Here is a 25,675-nt window from a genome sequence, read left to right as displayed (position 1 = left end):
GGGCGTTGCGCCAGGTAGTTACACCAAGGGGTTGTCGGTCGTTTCGATGACCGCGCCGCCCAAGCAGGTGTCGCCGTCGTAGAACACCACTGACTGCCCGGGTGTGACGGCCCTTTGGGGTTCGTCAAAAACCACGCGCAACTGGTCATCTTGGACTTCGACGTGACAGTTTTGATCCCCTTGGCGGTAGCGGGTTTTGGCTGCGCAGCGGAAGGTGTCTGACGCCGGGGCGCCGTTGATCCAGTGGACCTGACGGGCGATCAGTTCGTTGCTGTAGAGCAGAGGGTGTTCGATCCCCTGGACCACCACGAGAACATTGCGTGTCAGATCTTTGCCCACCACAAACCAGGGGTCCTCGCTGGCCCCTTTGACGCCGCCGATGCCCAGGCCCTGGCGCTGGCCGATGGTGTAGTACATCAGGCCGCTGTGATCGCCAATTCCGACGCCGTCGGCGGTTTCGATCTTGCCCGGCTGCGCGGGCAGGTACTGCTGCAAGAAGTCCTTGAAACGACGCTCGCCGATAAAGCAGATGCCGGTGCTGTCCTTTTTGTTGTGCGTGACCAGGCCGTGTGCCTCCGCGATACGTCGCACCTCGGCTTTCTCCAGTTCGCCCACCGGGAACAGAGTCTGAGCAAATTCGGCTTCACCCACCGCGTGAAGGAAGTAGCTTTGATCCTTGTTCGGGTCCAGGCCTTTGAGCAACCAGGTGTGAGCGTCGGTCTGCTTACGGCGCACATAATGCCCCGTGGCAATCAGATCGCCGCCCAGGATCCGGGCGTATTCCAGAAACACCTTGAACTTGATTTCCCGGTTGCAGAGGATATCCGGGTTGGGCGTGCGCCCGGCTTTGTACTCAGCCAGAAAATGCTCAAACACATTATCCCAGTACTCGGCGGCGAAGTTGGCGGTGTGCAGCTTGATGCCCAGGCGCTCGCACACCCGCTCGGCATCGGCCAGGTCTTCCTTGGCGGTGCAGTATTCGGTGCCGTCATCCTCGTCCCAGTTTTTCATAAACAGGCCTTCCACCCGGTAGCCCTGCTGTTGCAGGAGGAGGGCGGAAACAGACGAATCGACACCGCCGGACATGCCGACGATTACCCGTGGGGAATTACTCATAGGACGCTACTGCTGTTCGCGGAGTGATTTCATGGAGCGCCATTCTACCTGTCGGGGGCGATGATCTCTAGCGGGAAGCGTTGACCGGCCAGATAGTCGTCGATCACGCGCAAGGTCATAGGGCTGCGCAGCTGGTCAAAGCGCTCGGCAATCTCATCCCGGGTTAGCCACACCGTCTCGATGATGTCTTGGTCCAGGGGCAGAAGTGGGTTGTGGCGCAAGGGTTTGGCCACCACGGTGGTGCGCAGGTAAGTGACGCCATTCGCCGGTGCGGTATACAGGCGCACATTCACCAGATGAGTGGGTTCCACGTCCCAGCCGGTTTCCTCCAGGGTTTCGCGTACCGCCGCCTGAATCAGCGACTCGTCGGGCTCCAGATGACCCGCAGGCTGGTTGTAGACTTTTTTGCCGTTGGCGTGTTCGTACACCAGCAAAAAGCGCCCATGGCGCTCAACAATGGTGGCCAGGGTTACGTGGGGTGACCAGGTCATGGAGTCTCCTGCTGTTGGGTGGTCAGTGTCGGCGCCGACCACGAGTCGTTTTCGGCGCCATCTTGGGTAGGTGTAGCGTTTGACGTCGGGATTCGCCTGGCGCCAGGCCGTCGAGCGTCCAGGTCCCGATTTGGGCACGCACCAGGCGCAGGGTAGGGTGCCCCACGGCGGCGGTCATGCGCCTGACCTGGCGATTGCGCCCCTCGGTGATCGTCAGGCTCAGCCATTGGGTCGGGATGTTTGCGCGTTCGCGAATGGGCGGGTTGCGCGGCCACAGCGACGGCGGCGCTATCAGCCGGGCCTGAGCCGGCCGCGTCTTGCCATCCTTGAGGGATACCCCCTGGCGCAGGGCTGCGAGAGCCCGGACATCCGGGATACCCTCGACCTGAACCCAATAGGTTTTGGCCAGCTTGTGCATGGGGTGAGCGATTTGATGTTGAAGCTGGCCGTCGTCGGTCAGGAGCAATAAGCCTTCGGAGTCCTGATCCAGGCGTCCCGCCGGGTAAAACCCGGAATCGCGAATATAGTGCCCCAATGTGGGGCGGTTTTCGGCGTCCGTGAATTGGGAGAGTACCCCATAGGGCTTGTTAAAAAGCAGCAATTGGGCCATGTCGGGGTGAAAACCTTGTCTCCAGTAGTTTTGAGGGGTAGAGCGGTGGCCGGAACATGCGAAAAAGCTGCGGCGCTGGTATACTGCGCGGGCTTTTCTAAGGGCGCACGCACATTGCCCCGCTGTTAATCAGTGTTGACTATCGAGAGAGTCCCGGTTGGTCCGCTCCGGCTGCACAGCCTGACTTTGGCCGACTCGCATGAACCAATGGAGTTTATCTGACACATGACTACTTCCAAAATTATTTACACCGAGACCGACGAGGCCCCGGCGCTGGCGACTTACTCCCTGCTGCCGATCGTTCGCGCCTACGCCGGGCCGGCGGGTATCGCGATTGAGACCCGCGATATCTCCCTCTCGGGCCGCATTATCTCACAGTTTCCCGATTACCTGGACGAGAGTCAGCGCATTGGCGACCACCTGAGCGAACTGGGCGAGCTGGCCAAAACCCCCGAGGCCAACATCATCAAGCTGCCCAATATCAGCGCTTCTATTCCCCAGCTCAAGGCCGCCATCAAGGAGCTTCAGGCGCAGGGTTATAAGCTGCCGAACTACCCGGATGAGCCCAAAACTGACGAAGAAAAAGACATCAAGACGCGCTATGACCGCGTCAAAGGCAGTGCCGTCAACCCGGTATTGCGCGAGGGCAACTCCGATCGCCGCGCCCCACTGTCAGTGAAAAACTACGCGCGCAAAAATCCCCACCGCATGGGCAAGTGGAGCGCCGACTCCAAAGCTCACGTTGCGCACATGAGTGAAGGGGATTTTTACGGCAGTGAGCAGTCGACGCTGATTGATCAGGCCGGCAGTGTGCGGGTCGAGCTGGTGGCTGAAGATGGCAGCGTGCAGGTACTGAAAGAGAAAGTCGCGGTGCTTGCGGGAGAGGTGATCGATGCCTCAGTGTTGAGTAAAAGGGCGTTGCAGGACTTCCTGGCCGCTCAGATCGAAGACGCCAAGGCTCAAGGCGTACTCTTCTCACTGCATTTGAAAGCGACCATGATGAAGGTCTCAGACCCCATCATCTTTGGTCACGCCGTTTCCGTGTTCTACGCGCCGGTATTGAGCAAGCATGCCGATATCCTGAAAAAGCTCGGCGTTGACCTGAACAACGGGCTTGGCGATCTCTACGCCCGCCTACCCGAGTTGCCCGACGCCGAGCGTCAGGCCATTGAGGCCGACATTCAGGCGCTGTACGCCGAGCGCCCGGCGCTGGCTATGGTGAATTCCGACAAGGGCATCACCAACCTGCATGTGCCCAGCGATGTCATTATCGATGCGTCCATGCCCGCCATGATCCGCGATTCTGGCAAGATGTGGGATGCCGATGGTGGCCAGCAGGACGCCAAAGCGGTGATTCCGGATCGCTGCTACGCCGGTGTGTACCAGGCGGTCATTGAGGATTGCAAAAAGCACGGCGCCTACGATCCGACGACTATGGGTAGTGTGTCCAACGTCGGTCTGATGGCCCAAAAGGCTGAAGAGTACGGCTCGCACGATAAAACCTTTGAGATCCCCGCTTCGGGTAAGGTTCGCGTTGTCGATCAGTCCGGCAGTACGCTCATGGAGCACTCGGTCGACGCTGGAGACCTGTGGCGCATGTGTCAGGCCAAAGACGCGCCGATTCGCGACTGGGTAAAGCTGGCCGTCACCCGGGCACGGGAGAGCGGCAACCCGGCGGTTTTCTGGTTGGATAAAAACCGTGCTCACGACGCGCAATTGATTACCAAAGTCGAGAAATACCTTAAGGACCACGACACCAGCGGTCTGGATATCCACATTATGGCACCGGTCGAGGCGACCCAGTTCTCTCTTGATCGTATTCGTCAGGGTAAAGACACCATCTCGGTTACCGGTAACGTATTGCGTGACTACTTGACGGATCTGTTCCCGATCCTGGAAGTGGGCACCAGTGCCAAGATGCTGTCAATTGTGCCTTTGATGAACGGCGGCGGCCTGTTTGAGACCGGCGCCGGCGGCTCTGCGCCCAAGCATGTGCAGCAGTTCCTGGAAGAAAACCACCTGCGCTGGGACTCGCTGGGCGAATTCCTGGCCCTGGCGGCGTCGCTTGAGCATTTTGCCAAGGCGACCGGTAATGCCAAGGCGCAAGTGTTGGCTGACGCGCTCGATCGGGCCAATGGCAAGTTCCTGGACGAGAACAAGTCGCCGTCGCGTAAGGCGGGAGAGCTGGATAATCGCGGCAGCCATTTTTATCTGGCCTTCTACTGGGCCCAGGAGCTGGCGGCACAGACCGACGATGCTGAGTTGCAGAAGCAGTTTGCCAGCCTGGCTCAAGCCTTGGCCGAGAAAGAGCAGGCTATCGTGGGCGAGCTCAACGGTGCCCAAGGTAAGCCGGTGGATATCGGCGGGTACTATCGCCCGGATGCCAAGCTGACCGACGATGCCATGCGTCCCAGCAAGACCCTGAACGAGGTTCTGGCACAACTGGCCTAGGGCCTTGTAGACCTTAGGTCTAAAAAACCCCCGGGGAAGTGATTCCCCGGGGGTTTTTTATCGTATCTCAACCAGGAGCAGTGATTGCAGCTTGTCAGTTGTCCGCTGAAGCGGCCGCCATCGGCAGGGCACTGTCGGCATGGCCTTCGTGTCCAGAGGTGTCGTGCACCCCTTGTTTCGGCGTATCATGGGTTGTGATGTGTGTGGCGTGGTACCCCTTATCGCCTTTGATGACGTCAAACTCAACTGTCTGGCCGGCTTTGAGGGTTTTGTAGCCTTCCATCTGGATGGCGGAATAGTGGGCAAAGAGGTCTTCACCGCCCTCATCGGGCAAAATGAAGCCATAACCTTTGGCGTTGTTGAACCATTTTACGGTACCGGTAGGCATAGCCTAAATCCTTCTTTACAGCAGGAACACGAGCGTGCCCGGTTCCCTGTTCATCTTTATTAGTTATAACGGCCTGGGTTTTTAAAAAGACTCTGTAGCCAGGAGCCCGTCAGTAGCTGACGAAATTTTAACCAGACGTCTCCCGTTTTAGCCAATATCGCGCCGAATGTCAAGCGGGCTCAGCGGGCTGTGGCTCGGAGGCGGGGTCGGGTACAATGGCGGTTGTACACGCAGGGCCGGATTGGCCGGTAAAAAATTGGATGATCTATGGGAAAGTTGACTGACTATACACTACCATTAAATCAGGGTAATGACGGCGCCGGTGAATTCGATGGCGACCTCGCTGTCAAAGAGCAGGCACCGAAGTTGCGTCCCCCCGCCCGGTATCAGGTTGTCATGCTGAATGATGACTTCACCCCGATGGATTTTGTGGTTGAAACCCTGGAGATATTTTTTTCAATGCCTCGAGAAAAAGCCGTGTCGGTTATGCAAACCGTCCATTATCGAGGCAAAGCCGTTTGTGGCGTCTATACTCGGGATATAGCGGAAACCAAAGCGGCGCAAGTTAACCAATATGCCAGGGATCATCATCATCCGCTGCTGTGTGAAGTGGAGGCGGTTGACGATGGCGAAGAGCGCTGAGTTCATGTTGTCTCAGCGGTGTGAGGTCAGCCAAAGAGGTCCTTAAGATGTTAAGCAAAGACTTGGAAATTACGTTGAATCTGGCCTTTAAAGGTGCCCGGTCCAAGCGCCATGAGTTTATGACCGTAGAACACCTGTTGCTGGCTTTACTCGACAACGAATCCGCAGCCATCGTCCTGCGTGCCTGTGGCGCGGACTTGGCGGTGCTGCGCAAGGAGCTGAATGAATTTGTAGACTCTACCACCCCGCTGATCCCCGACGACGACGGCGAGCGCGAGACCCAGCCGACGCTCGGCTTCCAGCGAGTCCTGCAGCGGGCGGTGTTCCACGTCCAGTCCTCCGGTAAGCAAGAGGTGACTGGGGCCAATGTGCTGGTCGCGATCTTCAGCGAGCAGGAAAGTCAGGCGGTGTACTACCTGAAACAGCAGGACGTTGCGCGTATCGACGTGGTCAACTATATTTCTCACGGCATCCAGAAGGTGGCGGGTAACTCCGAGCACGGCAATGACGGCCAGGCTCAGGAGCATCAGGAAGACGACACCTTGAGCGGTGGTGACACATCTGCCAGCCCCCTGGAGAACTTCGCCTCCAACCTGAACGAACAGGCCATGCACGGACGCATCGACCCACTGGTTGGGCGTGAGCACGAGGTTGAACGGGTTTGCCAGATCCTTTCGCGCCGGCGCAAAAATAACCCGCTTCTGGTGGGCGAGTCCGGTGTGGGAAAAACAGCGATTGCCGAGGGCCTGGCCAAGCGTATTGTTGACGGCGACGTGCCCGACATTCTGGCGGACAGCGTGGTTTACTCCCTCGATATGGGTGCGCTGCTGGCCGGGACCAAGTACCGGGGCGACTTCGAGAAGCGCTTCAAAGGGCTGTTGGGCGAGCTGAAAAAGCAGAAGAACGCCGTACTCTTTATTGATGAAATCCATACCATTATCGGCGCCGGAGCGGCGTCCGGTGGTGTCATGGATGCGTCCAACCTCCTCAAGCCTATGCTGTCCTCCGGCGAGTTGCGCTGCATGGGTTCAACTACCTATCAGGAGTACCGGGGCATCTTCGAGAAGGATCGGGCACTGTCGCGTCGGTTTCAGAAGGTCGACGTCACCGAGCCCAGCGTCGATGAGACCTACAAGATTTTGCGCGGCCTCAAGGGCCGGTTCGAGCAGCACCACGGCCTGCGCTATACCGACCCTGCCCTTAAAGCGGCGGCAGAGTTGGCCGAGCGCTATATCAACGACCGTTTCTTGCCGGACAAGGCCATTGATGTGATTGATGAGGCGGGTGCCTACCAGAAGCTGCTGGCGCCGAGTAAGCGCAAGAAAACCATTGGTGTTGGCGATATCGAGGCTGTGGTGGCCAAGATTGCGCGTATTCCGCCCAAGAGTGTGTCCTCCTCGGATAAGGAGCAGCTGCGCAACCTGGATAAAAACCTGAAAATGACCGTTTTTGGTCAGGACGAGGCGATCGATACCCTGGCGACCGCGATCAAGCTCTCGCGCGCCGGCCTGAACTCCAGCGAGAAGCCCATTGGCTCTTTCCTGTTCGCGGGGCCGACGGGCGTCGGCAAAACCGAGGTGTGCCGTCAGTTGGCCAGCTGCATGGGCGTCGAGCTGCTGCGCTTTGACATGTCCGAATACATGGAGCGTCATACGGTATCGCGTCTGATCGGCGCGCCTCCCGGCTATGTCGGCTTCGATCAGGGCGGGCTGCTGACCGACGCGGTCACCAAAACGCCGCATGCTGTGCTGTTACTGGATGAGATCGAAAAAGCGCATCCGGAAGTGTTCAACCTGCTGTTGCAGGTCATGGATCACGGCACGCTGACCGATAATAACGGCCGCAAGGCGGACTTCCGCAATGTGATCCTGATTATGACCACCAATGCCGGGGCTGATCTCATGAGCCGGCCCTCCATCGGCTTTACTCTTCAGGATCACAGTACCGATGGGATGGAGAGCATCAAAAAGATGTTCACACCGGAGTTCCGCAACCGTCTCGATGCTGTGGTGCAGTTCAGTGCCCTGACCATTGAGGTTACCAAAACCGTGGTGGATAAATTCCTGGTCGAGCTCCAGGCCCAGTTGGACGACAAGCAGGTCATGCTGCATGTGGACGAACAGGCGCGCGAGTGGCTGGCTGTGCATGGCTACGATGAGAAAATGGGTGCCCGGCCGATGGCCCGGATCATCCAGGAGAAGCTTAAGAAACCCCTGGCGGAAGAGGTGCTCTTTGGCTCGCTCGCCGATGGTGGCGGCACTGTCGAGGTCAGTGTGGACGAAGAGCGTGACGAGCTTTGTCTCAGTGTCAGGGCCAAGCGCGAACCGGAGCCGGCCTAAAAGCCGGTGCTACAGAAACACAAAAGCCGCAGTGATGCGGCTTTTGTGTTTCTGGGCGCTGTGGCGCGTGTCGCCAGGCAATTACCGGTTGCGGAAGGTAATGCGGCCTTTGCTCAGGTCGTAAGGGGTCATTTCCACCTTGACCTTGTCGCCCGTGAGGATGCGGATGTAGTTTTTACGCATCTTCCCGGAAATATGGGCAGTCACGACGTGTCCGTTCTCCAGTTTCACGCGGAAGGTGGTGTTCGGCAGGGTGTCGATGACTTCCCCTTCAAATTCAATATGGTCTTCTTTTGCCATTCGGCAGTTTCCTCGGTTTTGATTCAACGCAGAGGCCCAGGTGCATCTCGCACAGGCTGCCCCTCGGGGCTCGATCAGCCAGGGTGAAATTTAAGGCGTGAATTGTGCACTAATTGGACGCCTACGCCAAGGGGAAGGCGCTATTTTGAGGGGAAAATCCTACAAAAGTCGTGTCCAGCGGCGATTGATCAGCAGTTCCAAGGGGCGGTAGCGGGTTTTGTAGTTCATTTTATCGCAGGCTTTGATCCAGTAACCCAGGTAGACATAATCGAGACCCATGTTCCGCGCCAGCTCAATCTGGGCCAGAATCCCATAAACACCCAAGCCGCGTCCGGGGTGGTGATTGTCAAAGAAGGTATATACGGCGGAAATGCCATCGTTGAGCTGATCAAATACCGCGACCCCCAGCAGGCGCCCGTCGAGCCGAAACTCCAGGTAACCGGTGGTGCCCCATTCGCTGCTCAGAAACGCCTCGTACTGGGATTGGGAGGGCGGGTACATATCGCCGTCGCGGTGGCGCTCAGCAATATATTCGGCGTACAGGCTGTAGTGCTCGTCGGTCTGAATATCGCTGACCGGGCGTATCTCGATATCGGTATTGCGCCGCCAGCAGCGCCGCTGACTGCGGCTCGGGACAAAGGCCGAGACCGGTACTCGACAGGAAATACAGGCTCGGCATTGAGCGCAGTGGGGGCGGTACAGGTGGCCACCGCTGCGGCGAAAGCCGATCTGTGACAATTGGCTGTAAAGCATCTTGTCCATCGGTGCCTGGGGGTCTACAAAAATCGTGGTCGCCTCCTCATCCTCCAGATAACTGCAGGGGTGAGGCTGCGTGGCATAGAGTTTGAGATTGGACAGGTCGGACATCTCGCCTCCTCCCTCTCGGTGGACCCCGGTGCTTACCAGGCAAACGTTTGAGTGAGCTGCCAGGGTTTAACCGACGGCTCGTTGCACCAGTTTAGCAGTATTTTGCAGAACTCGGCACGGGGTATTTCCTCGGCGCCGAGGGTGAACAAATGCTCGCTCGCCACCTGGCAGTCGATAAGCGCAAAGCCCCAGCTCTGCAGCTGGCGCGCCAGGTGCGCAAAGCCAATCTTGGAGGCGTTGCTGGCATGGCTAAACATGGATTCGCCAAAAAATACTTTGCCGATGGCTATGCCGTAGAGCCCCCCGATCAGCTCACCCTCACGCCAGACCTCAACGGAGTGGGCATGACCCAGGTCGTGCAGATGGTTGTAGGCTACGAACATCTCCGGCGTGATCCAGGTACCGTGCGCTCCGTTGCGAGGCGCGGCGCAGGCGCGCATCACCGCTGCGAAATCCCGATCGAAAGTCACGTCGTAATCCCGGCGGCGCAAAGCTTTACGCAGGCTGCGGGCAATGTGCAGGTGCTCGGGGCGGATCACCGTGCGCGGGTCGGGGCTCCACCAGAGAATCGGCTGGTCCGCTTCGTACCAGGGGAATATTCCCCTGCGGTAGGCCTGCAGCAGCCGCTCGGGCGAGAGGTCGCCACCGGCAGCGAGCAGGCCGTCGGGGTCACGCAGGGCTGTGTCCACCGGAGGGAAGGCGAGAGAGTCTGAGTTGAGCCAGGGGATCATCGAGAGCCTGCGCCAGGATGTTGAGTGTCAAAAGCCGCTCGAAAGCGGCTTGGCATCAGTTTACTGATCGTCCAGGAACTTCTCGGCGTCAAGCGCGGCCATGCAGCCCGAGCCCGCCGAGGTGACGGCCTGGCGGTAGATATGATCGGCGACATCGCCAGCGGCAAAGACGCCGGGCACACTGGTGGCCGTGGCGTTACCGGCCAAGCCGCTGTTGACGATGATATAGCCGTCTTTCATGGTCAGTTGGTCGGCAAAAATGTCGGTATTGGGTTTGTGGCCGATGGCGATAAACACGCCTTGGGCGTCCAGTTCCTGTGGGGCGCCGTCTTTGGTGCTCTTGATGCGCAAGCCCGTGACGCCCTGTTCATCGCCCAGGACTTCGTCCAGAGTGTGATCCCAGATAATGCGAATGTTGCCGTCTTTCTCCTTGGCAAAGAGCTTGTCTTGCAGGATTTTCTCTGCTCGCAAGCTGTCTCGACGGTGAACCAGGGTCACCTCACTGGCAATGTTGGACAGGTACAGGGCTTCCTCGACTGCCGTGTTGCCCCCGCCGATGACAGCGACCTTCTGATCGCGATAGAAGAAGCCGTCGCAGGTGGCGCAGGCGCTGACGCCCTTGCCCATAAACGCCTCTTCCGAGGGTAGACCCAAGTACTGAGCCGAGGCGCCGGTGGCGATGATCAGGGCGTCGCAGGTATAGGTGTCGGTGCCGGTCAGGCGGAAGGGGCGCTGATTGAGGTCGACCTCGTGGATGTGATCGAACAGCACCTGGGTATCAAAGCGTTCTGCGTGTTGTTGCATTTGCACCATCAGGTCGGGACCCTGCAAGTCAGAGACGCCGCCGGGCCAGTTCTCCACCTCGGTGGTGGTGGTCAGCTGACCACCTTGCTGCATACCGGTGATCACTACCGGCTTGAGGTTGGCGCGCGCCGCATAGATGGCGGCGGTGTAACCGGCGGGGCCTGAACCGAGAATAATCAGGCGGTGGTGCTTGGCATCACTCATGTGCGGGGTCCTTGCGGCAAAGTAGGAATCAAAACAAAATTTTAGCGTCCGGAATGATAAGTGATCCGCCCGCCGGGCGCAAAATAGTCTGCCTAAATACCTGCCATTGTTACCCTCTATGAGGTAGGCGGGAAATATAGCATACTGCTAAATTACTGGATTTGAGCTGCCAGCCCGTGAAAACCTGGCCAGCCTTGTTACAATGGCGACCGCCAGACACAGGCGCAAACGATAATGTGGGAATTGGGCTTTTGACTCGAAAAAATACCAAACAGACAGCCGCGGGTGGTACTCGGGCTGAGAGTATGATTGGGCGCGTTGTCCGCGAGGGCGCGTTAATCGCGCTCTTGGCGGTGTGCGCTTTGCTGCTGCTCGCACTCCTGACCTACGATACGGGCGACCCGGGCTGGTCCCGCACGGGCGATAATATGCGGGTGGAGAATGCCGGTGGGCCGGCGGGTGCCTGGTTATCCGATATCTTCTTTTCCCTGTTCGGCTATCTGGCCTTTTTGTTTCCTCTGATGCTGGCCTACCGGGCCTGGCGCCTGTTCCGGGAGCGCGCCCACCCGGAATTCGAAGGTTTGATGTTTGCGCTGCGCGCCATCGGGCTGATTCTGGTGATGGTCGCGGGCACCGGCTTGGCCTCCATGCATTACCCCGACGGCAGCGGTTTGCCGTTTTCCAATGGCGGCCTGCTTGGCGCCGCCGTCGCCGAGGGGGTGGAGTCGGCCTTCAGTTACACCGGAGGCACGCTGCTGTTGCTGGCGGTATTCCTGTTTGGCTTGACGATTTTTACCGATTTGTCCTGGCTCGGTTTAATGGACGAAATAGGGCGCCTGACCCTGCTGGGTTACGACAAGCTGCGTGATGTCTTTGCCCAGTGGCAGCGCCGGCGGGACGAGGCGCGCCAGGCCAAGGCAGCTCAGCAAAAGCGGCGGGACGTGGTGCAGAAACATACCGAGGAGAAGGCCAAGCGCATTCCACCGGTGATTTCGGAGCCGCCCAAGCGCGAACCCCCCAAGCCCCGGCCCAAGGTGCAGCAGACCTCGCTCTTTGCCGCTAAGAGCAGTGGCGGCGAAGCGATTGGCGACCTGCCTGCGATCGACTTGCTCGATCCGGCCGACCCCCATAGCGACAAGGCCTATTCCAAAGAATCCCTTGAAGCCATGTCCCGGCTGCTGGAACTGAAGCTCAAGGACTTCGGTATCGAGATCGAAGTGGTTTCGGTCCAACCGGGCCCGGTGGTGACGCGTTTTGAAATTCAGCCCGCGCCGGGTATCAAGGCCAGCCGTATTACCAACCTGGCGAAGGACCTGGCGCGGTCACTGGCCGTAATCAGCGTGCGGGTGGTGGAAGTGATTCCCGGTAAATCGGTGATGGGGATCGAGGTCCCCAATGAACACCGGGAAATGGTGCGCCTGAGCGAAGTGTTGGCCTCGGACGTTTACGATCACGCCAAGTCCCGATTGACCATGGCGCTGGGGCACGATATTTCCGGCGAGCCGATCGTGGCGGACCTGGCCAAGATGCCCCATCTGCTGGTCGCGGGCACCACCGGCTCAGGTAAATCCGTGGGCGTCAATGTGATGTTGCTGAGTCTGCTGTACAAAGCGTCGCCTCAGGAAGTGCGCCTGATGCTGGTCGACCCCAAAATGCTTGAACTGTCGGTCTATGAGGGCATTCCGCATCTGCTCACACCGGTGGTTACCGATATGAATGACGCCGCCAACGGCTTGCGCTGGTGTGTCGGGGAGATGGAGCGGCGCTACAAACTGATGGCCGCCATGGGCGTGCGCAACCTGGCCGGCTTCAATCGCAAAGTGGAAGATGCCCTGAAGGCGGGCAAGCCTATTGTCGACCCGCTGTTCAAGCCCGATGAACACTACGAAGCGGGTGAAGCGGAAGCCCAGGCGCCACACCTGGAGCCCTTGCCCGCCATTGTTGTGGTGATCGATGAATTTGCCGACATGATGATGATTGTGGGCAAGAAAGTGGAGCAACTGATTGCCCGCATTGCACAAAAAGCCCGCGCGGCGGGAATTCATTTGATTTTGGCGACTCAAAGGCCCTCAGTGGATGTCATTACCGGCTTGATCAAAGCCAATATTCCTACCCGGATCGCGTTTCAGGTGTCATCGAAGATTGATTCGCGCACCATTCTCGATCAGGGGGGCGCCGAGCAGCTGCTGGGCCACGGTGATATGTTGTACCTGCCTCCGGGGACCAGCGTACCGGTGCGTGTTCATGGGGCCTTTGTGGACGACCATGAGGTGCACAGTGTCGTTGCGGATTGGAAAAGGCGCGGCGAGCCGGATTATATTGATGGCATTACCGAAGACAACTCCAGTATTCCCGTACCCGGCATGGCCGGGGGCGAGGGCAGCGGTGACGACAACCCGGAGGGCGATGCGCTTTACGACGAGGCCGTGGCTTTTGTCATCGACTCGCGCAAGGCCTCAATTTCGGCGGTACAGCGTAAATTGCGTATCGGCTATAACCGCGCCGCGCGCCTGATCGACGCCATGGAGGCGGCCGGTGTGGTCTCCGAGGCGGGACACAACGGCACCCGGGAAGTACTGGCACCGAAACACTAAGACAACGGATACATCACGCTATGGGAAACACGTTCAAGTTTGCAGTGGCAACTCTCGGGTTGTTGTTGACCTTACCGGCTTTGGCTCAGAGCGCGGCCGAACAGTTGCGCGATCGCCTGGCGGCTACCGACAGCATGCGCGGCGATTTCGAGCAGACCCTGATGGACAGCGACGGGACCCTGCTCGATGACAGCAGCGGCGAGTTTGCGGTGCAGCGCCCTGGGCAGTTCTATTGGCACACCCGTGAGCCCTATGAACAATTGCTGGTGTCCAACCACGAAGTGGTGTGGCTGTACGATCCTGATCTGGAGCAGGCGACCCTGCGTCAGTTTACCGAGGATGTGCAGCGCACGCCGGCATTGCTGCTCAGTGGTGATCTGGAAAAGCTGCAGGACAATTTTGTGATTGAGCGCTTGCCGGACGAGAACGACCGATCGGCGTACTTGCTTTCACCGACTGAGCGCGAAGGTCTGTTTCAGGAACTGACGCTGGTATTCAACGCCGATGTGCTGACGGAAATTCGATTGGAGGACAGCCTGGGACAAATCTCGGTATTTGCCTTGAGTCCTGCCCAACGCAACCAACCCATCGATGCCGCGCTGTTCGAGTTTGAGCCGCCAGAAGGCGTCGATATCATGACCGAGTAATGGCCGACCTCTTTAACGACGCGCCCGTCTACCAACCCCTGGCCGCCCGCATGCGGCCCCGCAACCTGGCTGACTACATTGGCCAGGAGCATATTCTCGCACCGGGCAAACCCTTGCATGAGGCGGTTGCAGGGGGGCACCTGCATTCCATGATCTTGTGGGGTCCGCCCGGGGTCGGTAAGACGACCCTGGCGCGGCTCTTTGCCGAGCAGGCCAATGCCCGTTTTGAAACCCTTTCTGCCGTACTTTCAGGCGTCAAGGATATTCGCGCGGCGGTCTCGGTGGCCCAGCAGGAGCGTCATGCCAGCGGCCGTAAAACCATCCTGTTCGTGGATGAAGTGCACCGCTTCAACAAGTCCCAGCAAGACGCTTTTTTGCCCTATGTAGAAGATGGCACGCTGATTTTTATCGGTGCCACTACCGAGAACCCCTCCTTTGAGTTGAACAACGCTTTGCTCTCGCGCTGCCGGGTGTACCTGCTGCGCAGTCTGACGCCCGAGCACCTGGAGCAGGTCATTCAGCAGGCCCTCACCGATCCGGAGCGGGGGCTGGCGGCCAGTGTTCGTATTGACGAGGATCTGCTGAAGACCCTGGCACAGGCCGCCGATGGCGATGCCCGCAAGGCGCTCAACCTGCTCGAAATCGCCACCGACCTGGCGGAAGAGCGGGGGGGCGAGCGGGTCGTCACCGAGGCGGTGCTGAAAGAGGTGATGGCCAGTGACGTGCGTCGCTTCGACAAGGGCGGCGATGTCTTTTACGAGCAGATTTCCGCCCTGCATAAAGCCGTGCGCGGTTCGTCACCGGACGGGGCGCTCTATTGGTTTGCGCGCATGGTCGACGGCGGTTGTGACCCTCTGTACATTGCCCGGCGGGTGGTGCGCATGGCGAGTGAGGACATTGGCAATGCCGACCCGCGCGGCCTGAGTCTGGCGCTCAATGCCTGGGATGTACAGGAGCGCCTGGGCAGCCCCGAGGGTGAGTTGGCCATCGCCCAGGCGGTGCTCTATCTGGCGTCGGCACCCAAAAGCAATGCCGTGTATAATGCCTTCAACCAGGCCATGGCCGAGGTGCGTCAGGCCCCCACCTACGAGGTGCCGGTACACCTGCGCAACGCGCCCACCAAGCTGATGAAATCCCTCGATTACGGGGCCGAGTACCGCTACGCCCACAACGAACCGGGCGGCTATGCGGCGGGGGAGAATTACCTCCCGGAGGCACTCGCCGAGCGCCAGTACTACCACCCGGTTGACCGGGGCCTGGAACTGAAAATACGCGAAAAACTGGCACACTTGCGGACCCTCGACGCGCAGAGTCCGTTCAAGCGCTATGACACCGATCACGACCAAGACGGATAACGGATATCACACTATGTTGGACCCGAAATTTGTGCGCACCCAGCCCGAGGACGTTGCCGCCGCTTTGAAAAAACGCGGCTTCGATCTGGACGTGGCCCGGATCAAGGATCTGGAAGCCCGTCGCCGGGACATTCAGATGACCACGGAAAATCTGCAGAAAGAGCGCAATGCCCGCGCCAAGTCCATTGGCCAGGCCAAGAGCCGGGGTGAAGATATCGCGCCCCTGTTGGCTCAGGTTGAGCAGATGAAAACCGACCTGAGCACCGCATCGGCAGAGCTGGATACTGTCCAGGCAGAGCTGGATGACCTCATCAGCGGCATTCCCAATATTCCCGCCGAGGAAGTCCCCGAGGGTAAAACCGAAGACGACAACGTCGAAGTGCGCCGCTGGGGAACCCCCGCGACCTTTGACTTTGAACCCAAGGATCACGTCGATCTGGGTGCGGCTCTGGGCGGTCTGGATTTTGACACCGCGAGCAAAATCACCGGCGCGCGCTTTGCCGTGATGCGCTCGGGGATCGCCCGTCTGCACCGGGCGCTGATTCAGTTTATGCTCGATACCCATGTTGCCGAACACGGCTATGAAGAAGTCAACGTACCTTACATCGTCAATCAGGAATCCCTGTTTGGCACCGGTCAGTTGCCCAAGTTTGAAGAAGACCTGTTCAAGCTCGACGACGAACGCGGCTTTTACCTGATCCCCACCGCCGAGGTGCCGGTCACCAATATACTGCGCAACGAGCTGCTCGACAGCGCTGCGGCACTGCCGCTCAAGTTGGTCTGCCACACTCCCTGCTTTCGCAGTGAGGCGGGCAGCCACGGTAAGGACACCCGCGGCATGATCCGTCAGCATCAGTTTGAAAAAGTCGAGCTGGTGCAGTTTGTGCGCCCGGAGCAGTCCGACGAAGCGCTGGAAACCTTGACCGGTCATGCGGAAACGATTCTGCAAAAGTTGGGGCTGCCCTACCGCACGGTGATTCTGTGTGGCGGCGACATCGGCTTTTCGGCAGCGAAGACTTATGATATTGAGGTCTGGATTCCGTCTCAGGCGCGCTATCGGGAGATCTCCTCCTGCAGCAGCTTCCGCGATTTCCAGGCCCGGCGGATGAAGGCGCGGTTCCGCAACCCGGAGACGGGGAAGCCGGAGTTGTTGCATACGCTGAACGGTTCAGGGTTGGCGATAGGTCGGACGTTGTTGGCGGTGTTGGAAAACTATCAGCAGGCGGATGGTTCGGTAGTGGTGCCGGAGGTGCTGAAGCCTTATATGGCTGGCACCGAGGTGCTCACCAAAGCTTAAGGACCGAGGCCACCGATGTTGATGGCGGTGCTCGGGTAGAGGGGGCTGGGGCCGTAGGAGGCATGGATGCCGACTTCGAGCGTACAGGGATGTATTTACAGCGTGTCCCAGCCCCCTCTACCCGAGCGCCTTACCTCTGAGCCGGTTTAGAGCTGAGGCAGTGCGAGCCACTCGCTTCGTAGATCCTTCCGGCGACTGAGGGGGTGAGTACTTCTGAAAACGCGATGAATACATCCCTGTAGCTCCCTCTCTTCATCCCTGAAGAGAGGGTTTCAGAAGTACTCACCCCCTCAGTCGCCTCAGTGCTACATTCACCGTCTCTAGCCCTTATCCGATTGCCCTCAGGGCGCAAGAGACAAGCAAAGAGGGCTGGAAAGCTGACGTTATGGATTATTTCCCCGTATTTCTCGATCTGAAACAGCGCACCTGCCTGATTGTGGGCGGAGGCGACATCGCCACCCGCAAGGGGCGGTTGCTGGCTCGGGCCGGTGCGCGCTTGCGCATTGTGGCGCCGAGTGTCTCCGACGAGCTGGTGCAACTCGCTGAACAGAATGGCGGGCAGGTGCATTGGCGTGAGTACGCCACCGCTGATCTCGACGGCTGCGTGCTCGCCATTGCGGCAACGGATATTGAAACCCTCAACCAGCAGGTTTCGGACGAGGCGCAGGCGCGCTACCTGCCGGTCAACGTCGTCGACAGTCCCGCCCTGTGCACCTATATCACGCCGGCCATCGTCGATCGCTCACCTCTGGTGATTGCCATCTCCAGTGGCGGCGAGGCACCGGTGTTGGCGCGTATGGTGCGGGCCAAGTTGGAAACATTGATACCCGCCACTTACGGGCGCCTGGCGCAGCTGGCCAGCCGTTGGCGCGAACGCGTCAAGAGCGCGTTTGTGGAAGCGGATCGGCGCCGGTTTTGGGAGCGTATTTTTCAGGGCCCGGTGGCGGAGTTGATGTTCAGTGGTCGGGAGCAGGAGGCCGAGCAGTTGCTTGGCGATACCCTGGCGGCACCGGATGCGGTTGACCGACGCGGCGAGGTGGCCCTGATTGGCGGGGGGCCGGGGGACCCGGAGTTGCTGACGCTCAAGGCATTGCGCCTGATGCAGCAGGCCGACGTGGTGCTCTACGACCGTCTGGTGTCCCCGGAGGTTATGGAGTTGGTGCGCCGGGATGCGGATAGAATTTATGTGGGCAAGCGGCGCAGTGATCACGCCATGCCTCAGCAGAATATCAACGAGCTGCTGGTCGAGTTGGCCCAGGAGGGCAAGCGGGTGGTGCGCCTCAAGGGCGGCGACCCGTTTATTTTTGGCCGGGGTGGCGAAGAAATCGAGTTGCTTGCCAGCCACCGGATCCCCTTTCAGGTGGTGCCGGGCATTACCGCAGCGTCCGGTTGTGCCGCTTACGCGGGGATCCCGCTCACTCATCGAGATCACGCGCAATCGGTGCGTTTTATTACTGGTCACCTGAAAGACGGCCAGCCCAATGTCAGCTGGCCCGAGTTGGCGATGCCAGGCCAGACATTGGTGTTCTATATGGGCCTGGTGGGCCTGAGTGAGATCTGCCAGGCGTTGGTGGAGCACGGGCGGGCACCGGGCACGCCCGTGGCCTTGGTAGAGAAGGGCACTACCCGGGATCAGCGGGTATTGATCGGCGACTTGGCGACCATATCCGATCTGGTCGCAGCCAATGATGTGCACGGCCCGACACTGCTGATTGTGGGGGAGGTGGTCACCCTGCATGGCCAGCTGAACTGGTTTGTATCGGATCGCAAGCATGCCCAGATCGTGGCCGGCGAGGAGTGATTACAGGGAAGGGGCGTCAAAAATGTGACGAAATCGTGGTTTTCACTGATCGTTTATAAAGTTTTACGGTCCAATGTCGACAAGTAACATATAACCCTTGTAAATCGGCGTTGGCCGGGAGGTGATCATGGTCTATCTGGGCCCTGTCTCCACGATTCGACCTACTATCAAGACCAAGGCGGTGACCGGCAAGTCGCAAGAACACGACATGGCGGTGAGCGAGGTCGTCGACCGGCTCGGCGAGCTTGAGGCGTCGCCGAAAGTCGAACGCCGGCGTAACGACCGTCGCCGGGAGGACCGTGATGTCCTGGTCGATACCCGGGCCAATGACCGGCGAGGTCGACTCAAAATCGATATCGAAGTCTGACCGCGCCGACCTCTTGCCCCCCCAATCGCCAGCCTGCTTGGTGTATCCTTGTCACATATTGGAATTTTTCTGTGACGAGGTGAAGTGTGAGCCAATACGACTATGATCTGCTGGTAATCGGCGCCGGTTCCGGAGGCGTGCGCGCCAGTCGCATGGCCGCGCAGATGGGGCAGCGGGTGGCGGTGGCGGAGGATCGCTACCTGGGAGGAACCTGCGTCAATGTGGGTTGTGTGCCCAAAAAGCTATTGGTCTACGGTGCTCACTTCAGTGAAACCCTCCATATGGCTCCTGGTTACGGCTGGCATCCCGGGGCCGTGCGCTTTAATTGGCGCGAGTTGCGCGACAATAAAGACCGTGAGATCGAACGCCTGAATGGCATCTATGCCAAGCTTCTGGATAACGCCGGGGTCACGTTGTTGAACGGACGGGCCAGTTTGGTGGACGCCCACACCGTTTCGATCGCAGGCAAGCGCTATACCGCCGAGCGGATTCTGCTTGCGGTTGGCGGTTGGCCCTGGGTGCCAGAGTTTCCCGGCCGTGAACATGTGATTACCTCCAATGAAGCGTTTTATCTGGATGAGCTGCCCAAGCGCATCGTCGTGGTGGGAGGCGGCTACATTGCGCTTGAGTTCGCCGGTATCTTCAACGGCCTGGGTGTCGAGACTCACCTGGTCTACCGAGGCCCGATGTTTCTGCGCGGTTTTGACCAGGATGTGCGCGAGGCGGTGCTTGAAGAAATGCGCGAGAAGGGCATTCACCTTCACTTCAATACCGATATCGCGCAAGTGATCAAACACGACAAAGGCTTGCGTGCAAGCACGCAGGATGGCCGTGAGTTTGAGGTGGGGCAAGTGATGTATGCCACCGGTCGACGGCCAAAACTCGACGGGCTGGGGCTCGAGAACACCCGGGTGCAAGTGAATGATCGGGGCGCGGTGGTGGTGGATGAGCGCTTTCAGACGGCCGAACCGTCCATTTACGCCTTGGGGGACATGGTTGGCCATGCCGAGTTGACCCCAGTGGCTCTGGCGCAAGCCATGAGCCTTGTGCGCAACCTCTACGGCGAAGGTGAAGCGCCTCCCCTGGACTATCAGCGCATCCCGACGGCGGTCTTCACTCAGCCGCCGATCGCCACTATCGGTCTGACCGAAGCGGAAGCGCGTGAGCAATGTGAGGCTGTTGAGGTTTACAAAACCCGCTTTCGGCCCATGCAGTACAGTCTGACGGATATTCCGGAAAGGACCCTGATGAAACTGGTCGTGGACAAAGCCACCGACAAAGTGGTGGGGTGCCATATGGTGGGGCCGGAGGCCGGAGAAATCATTCAGGGCCTGGCCGTTGCCATGACTGCCGGTGCCACCAAGGCGGACTTTGATCGAACCCTGGGTATCCATCCCACTGCCGCCGAGGAGTTCGTCACCTTGCGTGAACCCGTCCCCGAGTAGGTCTGATTAGGCGCAGCCGTAATCCGACAACCATGCACCCAACCCCAAAAAAAGGGGCGGTGCAGCGCGCCAGCGTTCGAGTAGGTCGGATTAGTCCGCAGGGGGTAATCCGACACCTGAGGCACCCACTCTCACTAATCGGTCAAACACGCCGGATCAAACGCATACTCGCCATTAAGCCACGCCACCACCTCTCGGGCCATCGGATCATCGGCCCATTGTTGGTAGCGTTGCCGGAGGCGGGTCTGTTCCGCCTGCGTCAGCGCCCCGAGCCCCCGGTCCTGAAACAGCGGCGTATCTTCAATCAAGGCGGTCGCCAGCGGTTCTTCGGCAAGTGCTCGACAGGCAGATTCAAAGGCGTGTTCAGGCGAGTAGGCGTCCCCCAGGCGGTAGGCTTCAGAGGCGCTGAGCAGGGGGATGCGCGACAAGTACGGCTGGTTCATCGGGTTGATGGCGTGCCCCCCTACCAGTGCAGGAAGATGGCCGTGGCTTCGATCGACCCCGCGCAGCTGAAGCAGCTGCGACTTGACACTGCTGTCATTAACCGGATAATTGTCCCACAAAATTGGCTGGCGCTTAAGTCGGGCGCCCACCTCCAGGAGGTGTTCAGCCGGGTACCGGTCCGAACAAACAGTCGGGCCCGTCCAAAAGATCCCTATGTGTGAATCCAGTCGTTCGCCCAGCGTCTCCCAGTAGTGGGCGGGCCGGGTGCCGAAGACCTTTTCCAATACCGGATCATCACTGTAATACGTTGGGCACAGAATTAACTGCTCGGCGACGCTGTGTTCTGCGGCACAATGCGCCAAATCGATCTGGTTGGTGGCGAGTGCGGGCAGATCACCGCGCATATCGTCGAACAGCAGGCACAGACAGTCGGGCTCCAGGCGGTTGAGGTAGCGGACTTTTTCGGCCAGCGCGCGACAGGCGTCGGCGCCCGGTTCGCGGTAGAGCTCCAGCGGGCTGAGCCCTACCCCGAAGGCCAGGCCCAGGCTCTGGCACTCGCGGCGCAGCTCAAGCAGGGCGCGTAAGTCGGCGTCATTCCAGGGTTGACGCCACAGCCGGCGCAAGCGGCTGTCGCTTTTGGGGGCGTAGAGGTAAAAGCCGAGCCCGGAGTGAGCGCTGAAGCGGGCCATGTCCCGGCGTTCGTTCCAGCTCCAGCAACGCCCAAAAAAACCCTCTATAATGCCCAGGCTGCCGGGCCGTATCGGTGGTTTTGCGGTCACATTAAAGCCCCTTAGAGTGGCGTCTTAAAACAACAGAGCATACTGAGTTGGCCGTATGAAGGGAACCACTGCGCAGCAGCGGCAACCCGCCTGGAGAGAGACAGAGTAGCGAGTATGCGATAATGCAAGCTACTTCGACTAGAAGTATTAAGATATAATAATACAAATAGTGGCGATTCCTGTGAGGCTTTGAGGCTTCAGGGGTTGTTGTGTGTGTAGTGTTGTCAGGCTCTGCGGAGCGGGCATCTCACTCTCTGGTGAAGGAAAAGACGTATATGACTAAAGCGACAGCAAGCCGTACCCAGCTGCCGGAGTGGCAAGCTCTGGAAGCACACGCTCAAACACTGAGTGGTACCCATCTGCGCGACCTGTTTGATCGAGACGACCAGCGATTTGATAAATTCTCTCTGGCGTTGCCGCACTTTCTGTTCGACTACTCGAAGAACCGCATCACCGAAGAAACCCGGGACAAGCTGTTCGCGCTGGCAAAGGCGGTGGACGTCGAGGGCTGGCGGGACAAGATGTTTGCCGGCGAAAAAATCAATCGCACCGAGGACCGGGCGGTACTGCATGTGGCGCTGCGTGATCCCTCCGACGAACCACTGGTGATTGATGGCACCGATGTGCGCCCGGAAGTGCAGCGCGAGCTGGGGCGGATGCGCGACCTGGTAGAGCGGGTGCGGGGCGGCCAGTGGCGCGGCTACTCGGATAAAGCCATTACGGATGTGGTCAGCATTGGTATCGGCGGCTCCAATTTGGGGCCTCTCATGGTTACTGAGGCCCTCAGTGCCCATGCTGATGGAAGCCTGAATGTCCACTATGTTTCCAACATCGACGGCTCGCAAATTGCCGATACCCTCAAGCGCCTCAATGCTGAAACCACCCTGTTTGTGGTGTCCTCTAAAACCTTTACCACCCTGGAAACCATGACCAATGCCAAGACGGCACGTCAGTGGTTTATGGACAACGGTGGCAGTGAAAGCACCACCAATCGTCATTTTATCGCGGTATCCTCCAACATCGAGAAAGCCGTAGAATTTGGCGTCGACGAAGACAATATCTTTGCTATGTGGGATTGGGTCGGCGGCCGCTTCTCGCTCTGGTCAGCCATTGGTCTGCCTATTGCGCTCAACCTCGGTTTTGAGGCATTCGAAGATCTGCTTGCCGGTGCCAACGAAATGGATCGCCATTTCGTCGAGGCACCGCTGGCGGAAAATGCGCCGATGTTGCTGGCACTGCTCGGGGTCTGGAATCGCAACTTTCTGGGTTATCGTGCTCACGCGTTGCTGCCCTATGACCAGTCCATGCACCGCTTCCCCGCCTACATGCAGCAGGCGGAGATGGAGAGCAATGGCAAATCGGTGAACTGGGCCGGCGAGCGCCTGAGCTATGGCAGTTGCCCGCTGATCTGGGGAGAGGTCGGTATCAATGGCCAGCACGCCTTCTATCAGATGCTGCACCAGGGCACGGATATTATCCCGGCGGACTTTATCGGCTCGATCACCAGCAGCAACACCATGCCGGGCCATCACGACGCCCTGATGGCCAACTTCTTTGCCCAGACCGAAGCCATGATGCGCGGTATTGATGCCGATCAGGTGCGTGCTGAGCTCAAATCCAAAGGCATGGATGATGCGCATATTGAAGCCATCGTGGAGCACAAGGTACATCCGGGCAATCGTCCCACCAACACTCTGCTGTTGCACAAGCTTGATGCCCGGACCCTGGGTGCATTGATCGCTCTCTATGAGCACAAAATCTTCGTCCAGGGCATCATCTGGCAAGTGCACTCGTTCGATCAGTGGGGTGTGGAGCTGGGCAAAGTGCTGGCAGCCGGTATTATTCCTGAGCTGGAGGAGGGTAAATCCAACCCCGGACATGATGCCTCTACCCGCAATCTGATAAACTACTATTGTCAAAACAAATAGATTGACTAAAAAAGCAGCAAAGACTGCACATAAAACGGCCCCAGGGACGGGGCCGTTCGGGATAAGGTGAGAGAGAATTGCGACGGCCCGCGGGCTGTCGTCGACCGTATTAGCCGCCGGGCGAGACCAACCACTCGCGCACACAACATCGCCACGGCTGCCTTATCACAAAGAATGGTATTGAGATGACTGATAGCAAGCTCCAACAGATTACGGCGCGAATCGCCGAGCGGAGCCGTGACAGCCGCGCGGCCTACCTGGAAAAGGTCAACACAATGCGCAACGACGGGCCGACCCGTCAGCGCCTGTCCTGCGGTAACTTGGCACACGCCTTCGCCGCCAGTCCCCAGGAGGACAAGGAGCGCCTGGCCAGAACCGATGCCCCCAATCTCGGGGTGATTTCGGCCTACAATGAGATGCTGTCGGCGCACCAGCCCTATGGCACCTACCTGGAGCCGATCCGGGAAGCGGCCCATAAAGAAGGCATGACGGCCCAGTTCGCCGGCGGTGTGCCCGCCATGTGTGACGGTGTGACCCAGGGTCGCGACGGTATGGAGCTGTCGCTGTTCAGCCGTGATGTGATTGCCATGTCAACGGCGGTTGCGTTGTCGCACGACATGTTTGACGGTTTTATGTGCCTGGGGGTCTGCGACAAGATCGTCCCCGGGCTGTTTATGGGTAGCTTGTCGTTTGGGCACCTGCCGGCGATCTTTATTCCCGCCGGGCCCATGACCCCAGGCCTGCCGAATTCTGAGAAGGTGCGCGTCCGTCAGCTGTTTGCCGAGGGCAAGGTAGGCCGCGAGGAACTGCTGAAAGCGGAAAGCGACTCCTATCACAGCCCCGGCACCTGCACCTTCTACGGCACCGCCAACAGCAACCAGATGCTGATGGAAATTATGGGCCTGCACCTGCCGGGCAGCTCTTTTGTCAATCCCGGCACGGATATGCGCGAGGCGCTTACTCAGGCTGCGGTCAAGCAGTTGGCGGCGATTACCCGTGAGGATAATCGTGTGTCGATGAGCGACATCGTCAACGAAAAGACCGTTGTAAATGCGATCGTAGGGCTGATGGCGACCGGTGGCTCCACCAACCACGCCATCCACCTGGTAGCCATGGCACGGGCAGCGGGTATCCAGATCAATTGGCAGGATATGTCGGATATTTCCGATATCACGCCGCTGCTTTGTCGTATCTACCCCAACGGCATGGCCGATGTGAACCGCTTCCAGGCGGTGGGTGGTATGGGCTTCCTGATGCGCGAACTGCGCTCGGTCGGGCTTTTGCATGACGACGTCAAAACCGTTATGGGTGAGGGCGGACTCGAGCCCTACACTCAGGAGCCGTTTGTTGAAAATGGTGAGGTGGTCTGGCGTCCCGCACCCGAGCAGAGCCTGGACGACGATGTGCTGCGTCCGGCCAGCAACCCGTTCAACACCAACGGCGGGCTGCGTCTGCTCAAGGGCAATCTCGGTCGCTCGGTGATCAAGGTGTCGGCGGTCAAGCCCGAGAAGCGCAAGGTCAAAGCGCCGGCGATCGTTTTCCACACGCAGGAAGACATGCTCGATGCTTTTAAGAATGGTGAGCTGGAAAAAGACTTTGTGGCGGTGGTGCGTTTCCAGGGCCCCAAGTCCAACGGTATGCCTGAGCTGCACAAACTGACCCCGTCGTTGGGGGTGCTTCAGGATCGTGGCTTTAAGGTAGCACTGGTCACCGATGGGCGTATGTCTGGTGCATCGGGTAAGGTACCGGCCGCGATCCATCTGACGCCAGAAGCGCTGGATGAAGGCCCGATCGGCCTGGTACAAGCCGGTGACATGATTGAGTTGGACCCGGATGCCGGGGTCCTTGAACTGCTGGTGGACGAGGCCGAACTGGCCAAGCGCGAGCACGCGCGTGAAGACCTGAGATTCCGTCACCACGGTATGGGCCGTGAGCTGTTCGCGCCCTTGCGCGCAGCCGTGGGGATGGCGGAAGAAGGCGCTACCGTCTTCGAATGGGAATAACAGGCCGACACCGGGGAGCGATGCTCCCCGGTTGCATTGAGCGCGACTTAACCGATGGGTAACAGGAAAACA

General features: G+C 59.1%; 21 protein-coding genes. 12 read left to right on the top strand and 9 right to left on the bottom strand.

Going from position 1 to position 25,675, the window contains the following annotated elements; translation table 11 throughout:
* Positions 1–18: 18 nt before the first annotated feature.
* The 3 genes from mnmA to DKW72_RS14115 are packed head-to-tail and all read right to left on the bottom strand — an operon-like array spanning position 19 to position 2,217.
* Positions 19–1,116 carry a tRNA 2-thiouridine(34) synthase MnmA gene (gene mnmA / locus DKW72_RS14125; RefSeq protein WP_111643034.1) on the bottom strand — a complete coding sequence of 366 codons (1,098 nt, stop codon included), beginning with the start codon at positions 1,114–1,116 and terminating at the stop codon, positions 19–21.
* A gap of 44 nt (positions 1,117–1,160) precedes the next feature.
* Positions 1,161–1,607 (bottom strand): NUDIX hydrolase, encoded by a 447-nt coding sequence (locus DKW72_RS14120; protein ID WP_111643033.1) that lies wholly within the window; start codon positions 1,605–1,607, stop codon positions 1,161–1,163.
* Positions 1,608–1,629: 22 nt separating this feature from the next.
* Positions 1,630–2,217 carry a pseudouridine synthase gene (locus DKW72_RS14115; protein WP_111643032.1) on the bottom strand — a complete coding sequence of 196 codons (588 nt, stop codon included), beginning with the start codon at positions 2,215–2,217 and terminating at the stop codon, positions 1,630–1,632.
* Positions 2,218–2,442: 225 nt separating this feature from the next.
* On the opposite strand from DKW72_RS14115, the gene DKW72_RS14110 reads away from it, so the two are divergent.
* A complete protein-coding gene (locus DKW72_RS14110; RefSeq protein ID WP_111643031.1) occupies positions 2,443–4,668 on the top strand; it encodes an NADP-dependent isocitrate dehydrogenase in 2,226 nt (741 codons plus the stop codon).
* 94 nt (positions 4,669–4,762) lie between these two features.
* Here the strand turns inward: DKW72_RS14110 and cspD are convergent, their stop codons facing one another.
* Positions 4,763–5,056, bottom strand: coding sequence for a cold shock domain-containing protein CspD (cspD, locus tag DKW72_RS14105; protein ID WP_111643030.1), 294 nt, complete (start codon positions 5,054–5,056; stop codon positions 4,763–4,765).
* 267 nt (positions 5,057–5,323) lie between these two features.
* Between cspD and clpS the strand changes: the two genes are divergently transcribed.
* Both clpS and clpA read left to right on the top strand, forming a co-directional pair.
* Positions 5,324–5,698, top strand: coding sequence for an ATP-dependent Clp protease adapter ClpS (clpS, locus tag DKW72_RS14100; protein ID WP_111643029.1), 375 nt, complete (start codon positions 5,324–5,326; stop codon positions 5,696–5,698).
* 47 nt (positions 5,699–5,745) lie between these two features.
* Positions 5,746–8,037: an ATP-dependent Clp protease ATP-binding subunit ClpA gene (clpA, locus tag DKW72_RS14095; RefSeq protein ID WP_111643028.1), complete on the top strand. Its 2,292-nt coding sequence runs from the start codon at positions 5,746–5,748 to the stop codon at positions 8,035–8,037.
* Positions 8,038–8,118: 81 nt separating this feature from the next.
* Here clpA and infA read toward each other — a convergent pair whose 3' ends face one another.
* The 4 genes from infA to trxB all read right to left on the bottom strand — a co-directional run bounded on the left by infA (position 8,119) and on the right by trxB (position 10,943).
* A complete protein-coding gene (infA, locus tag DKW72_RS14090; protein ID WP_111643027.1) occupies positions 8,119–8,337 on the bottom strand; it encodes a translation initiation factor IF-1 in 219 nt (72 codons plus the stop codon).
* Positions 8,338–8,496: 159 nt separating this feature from the next.
* Positions 8,497–9,204 (bottom strand): arginyltransferase, encoded by a 708-nt coding sequence (locus DKW72_RS14085; protein WP_111643026.1) that lies wholly within the window; start codon positions 9,202–9,204, stop codon positions 8,497–8,499.
* Positions 9,205–9,236: 32 nt separating this feature from the next.
* Positions 9,237–9,935, bottom strand: coding sequence for a leucyl/phenylalanyl-tRNA--protein transferase (gene aat, locus DKW72_RS14080; RefSeq protein ID WP_111643025.1), 699 nt, complete (start codon positions 9,933–9,935; stop codon positions 9,237–9,239).
* A gap of 60 nt (positions 9,936–9,995) precedes the next feature.
* On the bottom strand, positions 9,996–10,943 hold the full coding sequence (gene trxB / locus DKW72_RS14075) for a thioredoxin-disulfide reductase (RefSeq protein WP_111643024.1): 948 nt from the start codon (positions 10,941–10,943) through the stop codon (positions 9,996–9,998).
* Between the two features lie 305 nt (positions 10,944–11,248).
* Here trxB and DKW72_RS14070 point away from each other — a divergent pair, with 305 nt between their 5' ends.
* From DKW72_RS14070 to gorA, 7 genes are all read left to right on the top strand, one after another.
* Entirely contained in the window at positions 11,249–13,537 is a 2,289-nt protein-coding gene (locus DKW72_RS14070) for a DNA translocase FtsK (protein ID WP_111643023.1), read from the top strand.
* Between the two features lie 20 nt (positions 13,538–13,557).
* Positions 13,558–14,184, top strand: a complete 627-nt coding sequence (lolA, locus tag DKW72_RS14065) for an outer membrane lipoprotein chaperone LolA (protein ID WP_111643022.1) — start codon at positions 13,558–13,560, stop codon at positions 14,182–14,184.
* Positions 14,184–15,539 (top strand): replication-associated recombination protein A, encoded by a 1,356-nt coding sequence (locus tag DKW72_RS14060; RefSeq protein WP_111643021.1) that lies wholly within the window; start codon positions 14,184–14,186, stop codon positions 15,537–15,539. Before lolA ends, DKW72_RS14060 begins: the two co-directional genes overlap by 1 nt.
* 13 nt (positions 15,540–15,552) lie before the next feature.
* Positions 15,553–16,836, top strand: coding sequence for a serine--tRNA ligase (gene serS, locus DKW72_RS14055; protein ID WP_111643020.1), 1,284 nt, complete (start codon positions 15,553–15,555; stop codon positions 16,834–16,836).
* 385 nt (positions 16,837–17,221) lie between these two features.
* The gene (gene cysG / locus DKW72_RS14050) at positions 17,222–18,637 is read left to right on the top strand and encodes a siroheme synthase CysG (RefSeq protein WP_111643019.1); all 1,416 of its coding nucleotides are present in this window, start codon (positions 17,222–17,224) and stop codon (positions 18,635–18,637) included.
* A 127-nt stretch (positions 18,638–18,764) separates the two neighbouring features.
* Positions 18,765–19,004, top strand: coding sequence for a hypothetical protein (locus DKW72_RS14045; protein ID WP_111643018.1), 240 nt, complete (start codon positions 18,765–18,767; stop codon positions 19,002–19,004).
* Between the two features lie 86 nt (positions 19,005–19,090).
* On the top strand, positions 19,091–20,449 hold the full coding sequence (gene gorA, locus DKW72_RS14040; protein WP_111643017.1) for a glutathione-disulfide reductase: 1,359 nt from the start codon (positions 19,091–19,093) through the stop codon (positions 20,447–20,449).
* 134 nt (positions 20,450–20,583) lie between these two features.
* Here the strand turns inward: gorA and DKW72_RS14035 are convergent, their stop codons facing one another.
* Positions 20,584–21,672, bottom strand: a complete 1,089-nt coding sequence (locus tag DKW72_RS14035) for a beta-N-acetylglucosaminidase domain-containing protein (RefSeq protein WP_111643016.1) — start codon at positions 21,670–21,672, stop codon at positions 20,584–20,586.
* A 275-nt stretch (positions 21,673–21,947) separates the two neighbouring features.
* Between DKW72_RS14035 and pgi the strand changes: the two genes are divergently transcribed.
* The gene (pgi, locus tag DKW72_RS14030) at positions 21,948–23,600 is read left to right on the top strand and encodes a glucose-6-phosphate isomerase (RefSeq protein WP_111643015.1); all 1,653 of its coding nucleotides are present in this window, start codon (positions 21,948–21,950) and stop codon (positions 23,598–23,600) included.
* A gap of 185 nt (positions 23,601–23,785) precedes the next feature.
* Positions 23,786–25,603 carry a phosphogluconate dehydratase gene (gene edd, locus DKW72_RS14025; RefSeq protein WP_111643014.1) on the top strand — a complete coding sequence of 606 codons (1,818 nt, stop codon included), beginning with the start codon at positions 23,786–23,788 and terminating at the stop codon, positions 25,601–25,603.
* Positions 25,604–25,675: the final 72 nt, after the last annotated feature.

It is taken from the genome of Marinimicrobium alkaliphilum (genome assembly GCF_003259155.1).
Lineage (GTDB): Bacteria > Pseudomonadota > Gammaproteobacteria > Pseudomonadales > Cellvibrionaceae > Marinimicrobium_A > Marinimicrobium_A alkaliphilum.
The sequence above is the reverse complement of the archived record's forward strand: the minus strand, read 5'-3'. Positions and strand labels throughout refer to the sequence as shown.

Bases quoted from the DNA above. Each gene is read 5' to 3' on its own strand.
- cysG (WP_111643019.1), top strand. From the start codon at position 17,222: ATGGATTATTTCCCCGTATTTCTCGATCTGAAACAGCGCACCTGCCTG.
- DKW72_RS14120 (WP_111643033.1), bottom strand. From the start codon at position 1,607: ATGACCTGGTCACCCCACGTAACCCTGGCCACCATTGTTGAGCGCCAT.
- pgi (WP_111643015.1), top strand. From the start codon at position 21,948: ATGACTAAAGCGACAGCAAGCCGTACCCAGCTGCCGGAGTGGCAAGCT.
- DKW72_RS14085 (WP_111643026.1), bottom strand. From the start codon at position 9,204: ATGTCCGACCTGTCCAATCTCAAACTCTATGCCACGCAGCCTCACCCC.
- mnmA (WP_111643034.1), bottom strand. From the start codon at position 1,116: ATGAGTAATTCCCCACGGGTAATCGTCGGCATGTCCGGCGGTGTCGAT.
- edd (WP_111643014.1), top strand. From the start codon at position 23,786: ATGACTGATAGCAAGCTCCAACAGATTACGGCGCGAATCGCCGAGCGG.
- DKW72_RS14110 (WP_111643031.1), top strand. From the start codon at position 2,443: ATGACTACTTCCAAAATTATTTACACCGAGACCGACGAGGCCCCGGCG.
- trxB (WP_111643024.1), bottom strand. From the start codon at position 10,943: ATGAGTGATGCCAAGCACCACCGCCTGATTATTCTCGGTTCAGGCCCC.
- aat (WP_111643025.1), bottom strand. From the start codon at position 9,935: ATGATCCCCTGGCTCAACTCAGACTCTCTCGCCTTCCCTCCGGTGGAC.
- DKW72_RS14115 (WP_111643032.1), bottom strand. From the start codon at position 2,217: ATGGCCCAATTGCTGCTTTTTAACAAGCCCTATGGGGTACTCTCCCAA.
- lolA (WP_111643022.1), top strand. From the start codon at position 13,558: ATGGGAAACACGTTCAAGTTTGCAGTGGCAACTCTCGGGTTGTTGTTG.
- clpA (WP_111643028.1), top strand. From the start codon at position 5,746: ATGTTAAGCAAAGACTTGGAAATTACGTTGAATCTGGCCTTTAAAGGT.
- serS (WP_111643020.1), top strand. From the start codon at position 15,553: ATGTTGGACCCGAAATTTGTGCGCACCCAGCCCGAGGACGTTGCCGCC.
- cspD (WP_111643030.1), bottom strand. From the start codon at position 5,056: ATGCCTACCGGTACCGTAAAATGGTTCAACAACGCCAAAGGTTATGGC.
- DKW72_RS14045 (WP_111643018.1), top strand. From the start codon at position 18,765: ATGGTCTATCTGGGCCCTGTCTCCACGATTCGACCTACTATCAAGACC.
- infA (WP_111643027.1), bottom strand. From the start codon at position 8,337: ATGGCAAAAGAAGACCATATTGAATTTGAAGGGGAAGTCATCGACACC.
- DKW72_RS14070 (WP_111643023.1), top strand. From the start codon at position 11,249: ATGATTGGGCGCGTTGTCCGCGAGGGCGCGTTAATCGCGCTCTTGGCG.
- clpS (WP_111643029.1), top strand. From the start codon at position 5,324: ATGGGAAAGTTGACTGACTATACACTACCATTAAATCAGGGTAATGAC.
- DKW72_RS14060 (WP_111643021.1), top strand. From the start codon at position 14,184: ATGGCCGACCTCTTTAACGACGCGCCCGTCTACCAACCCCTGGCCGCC.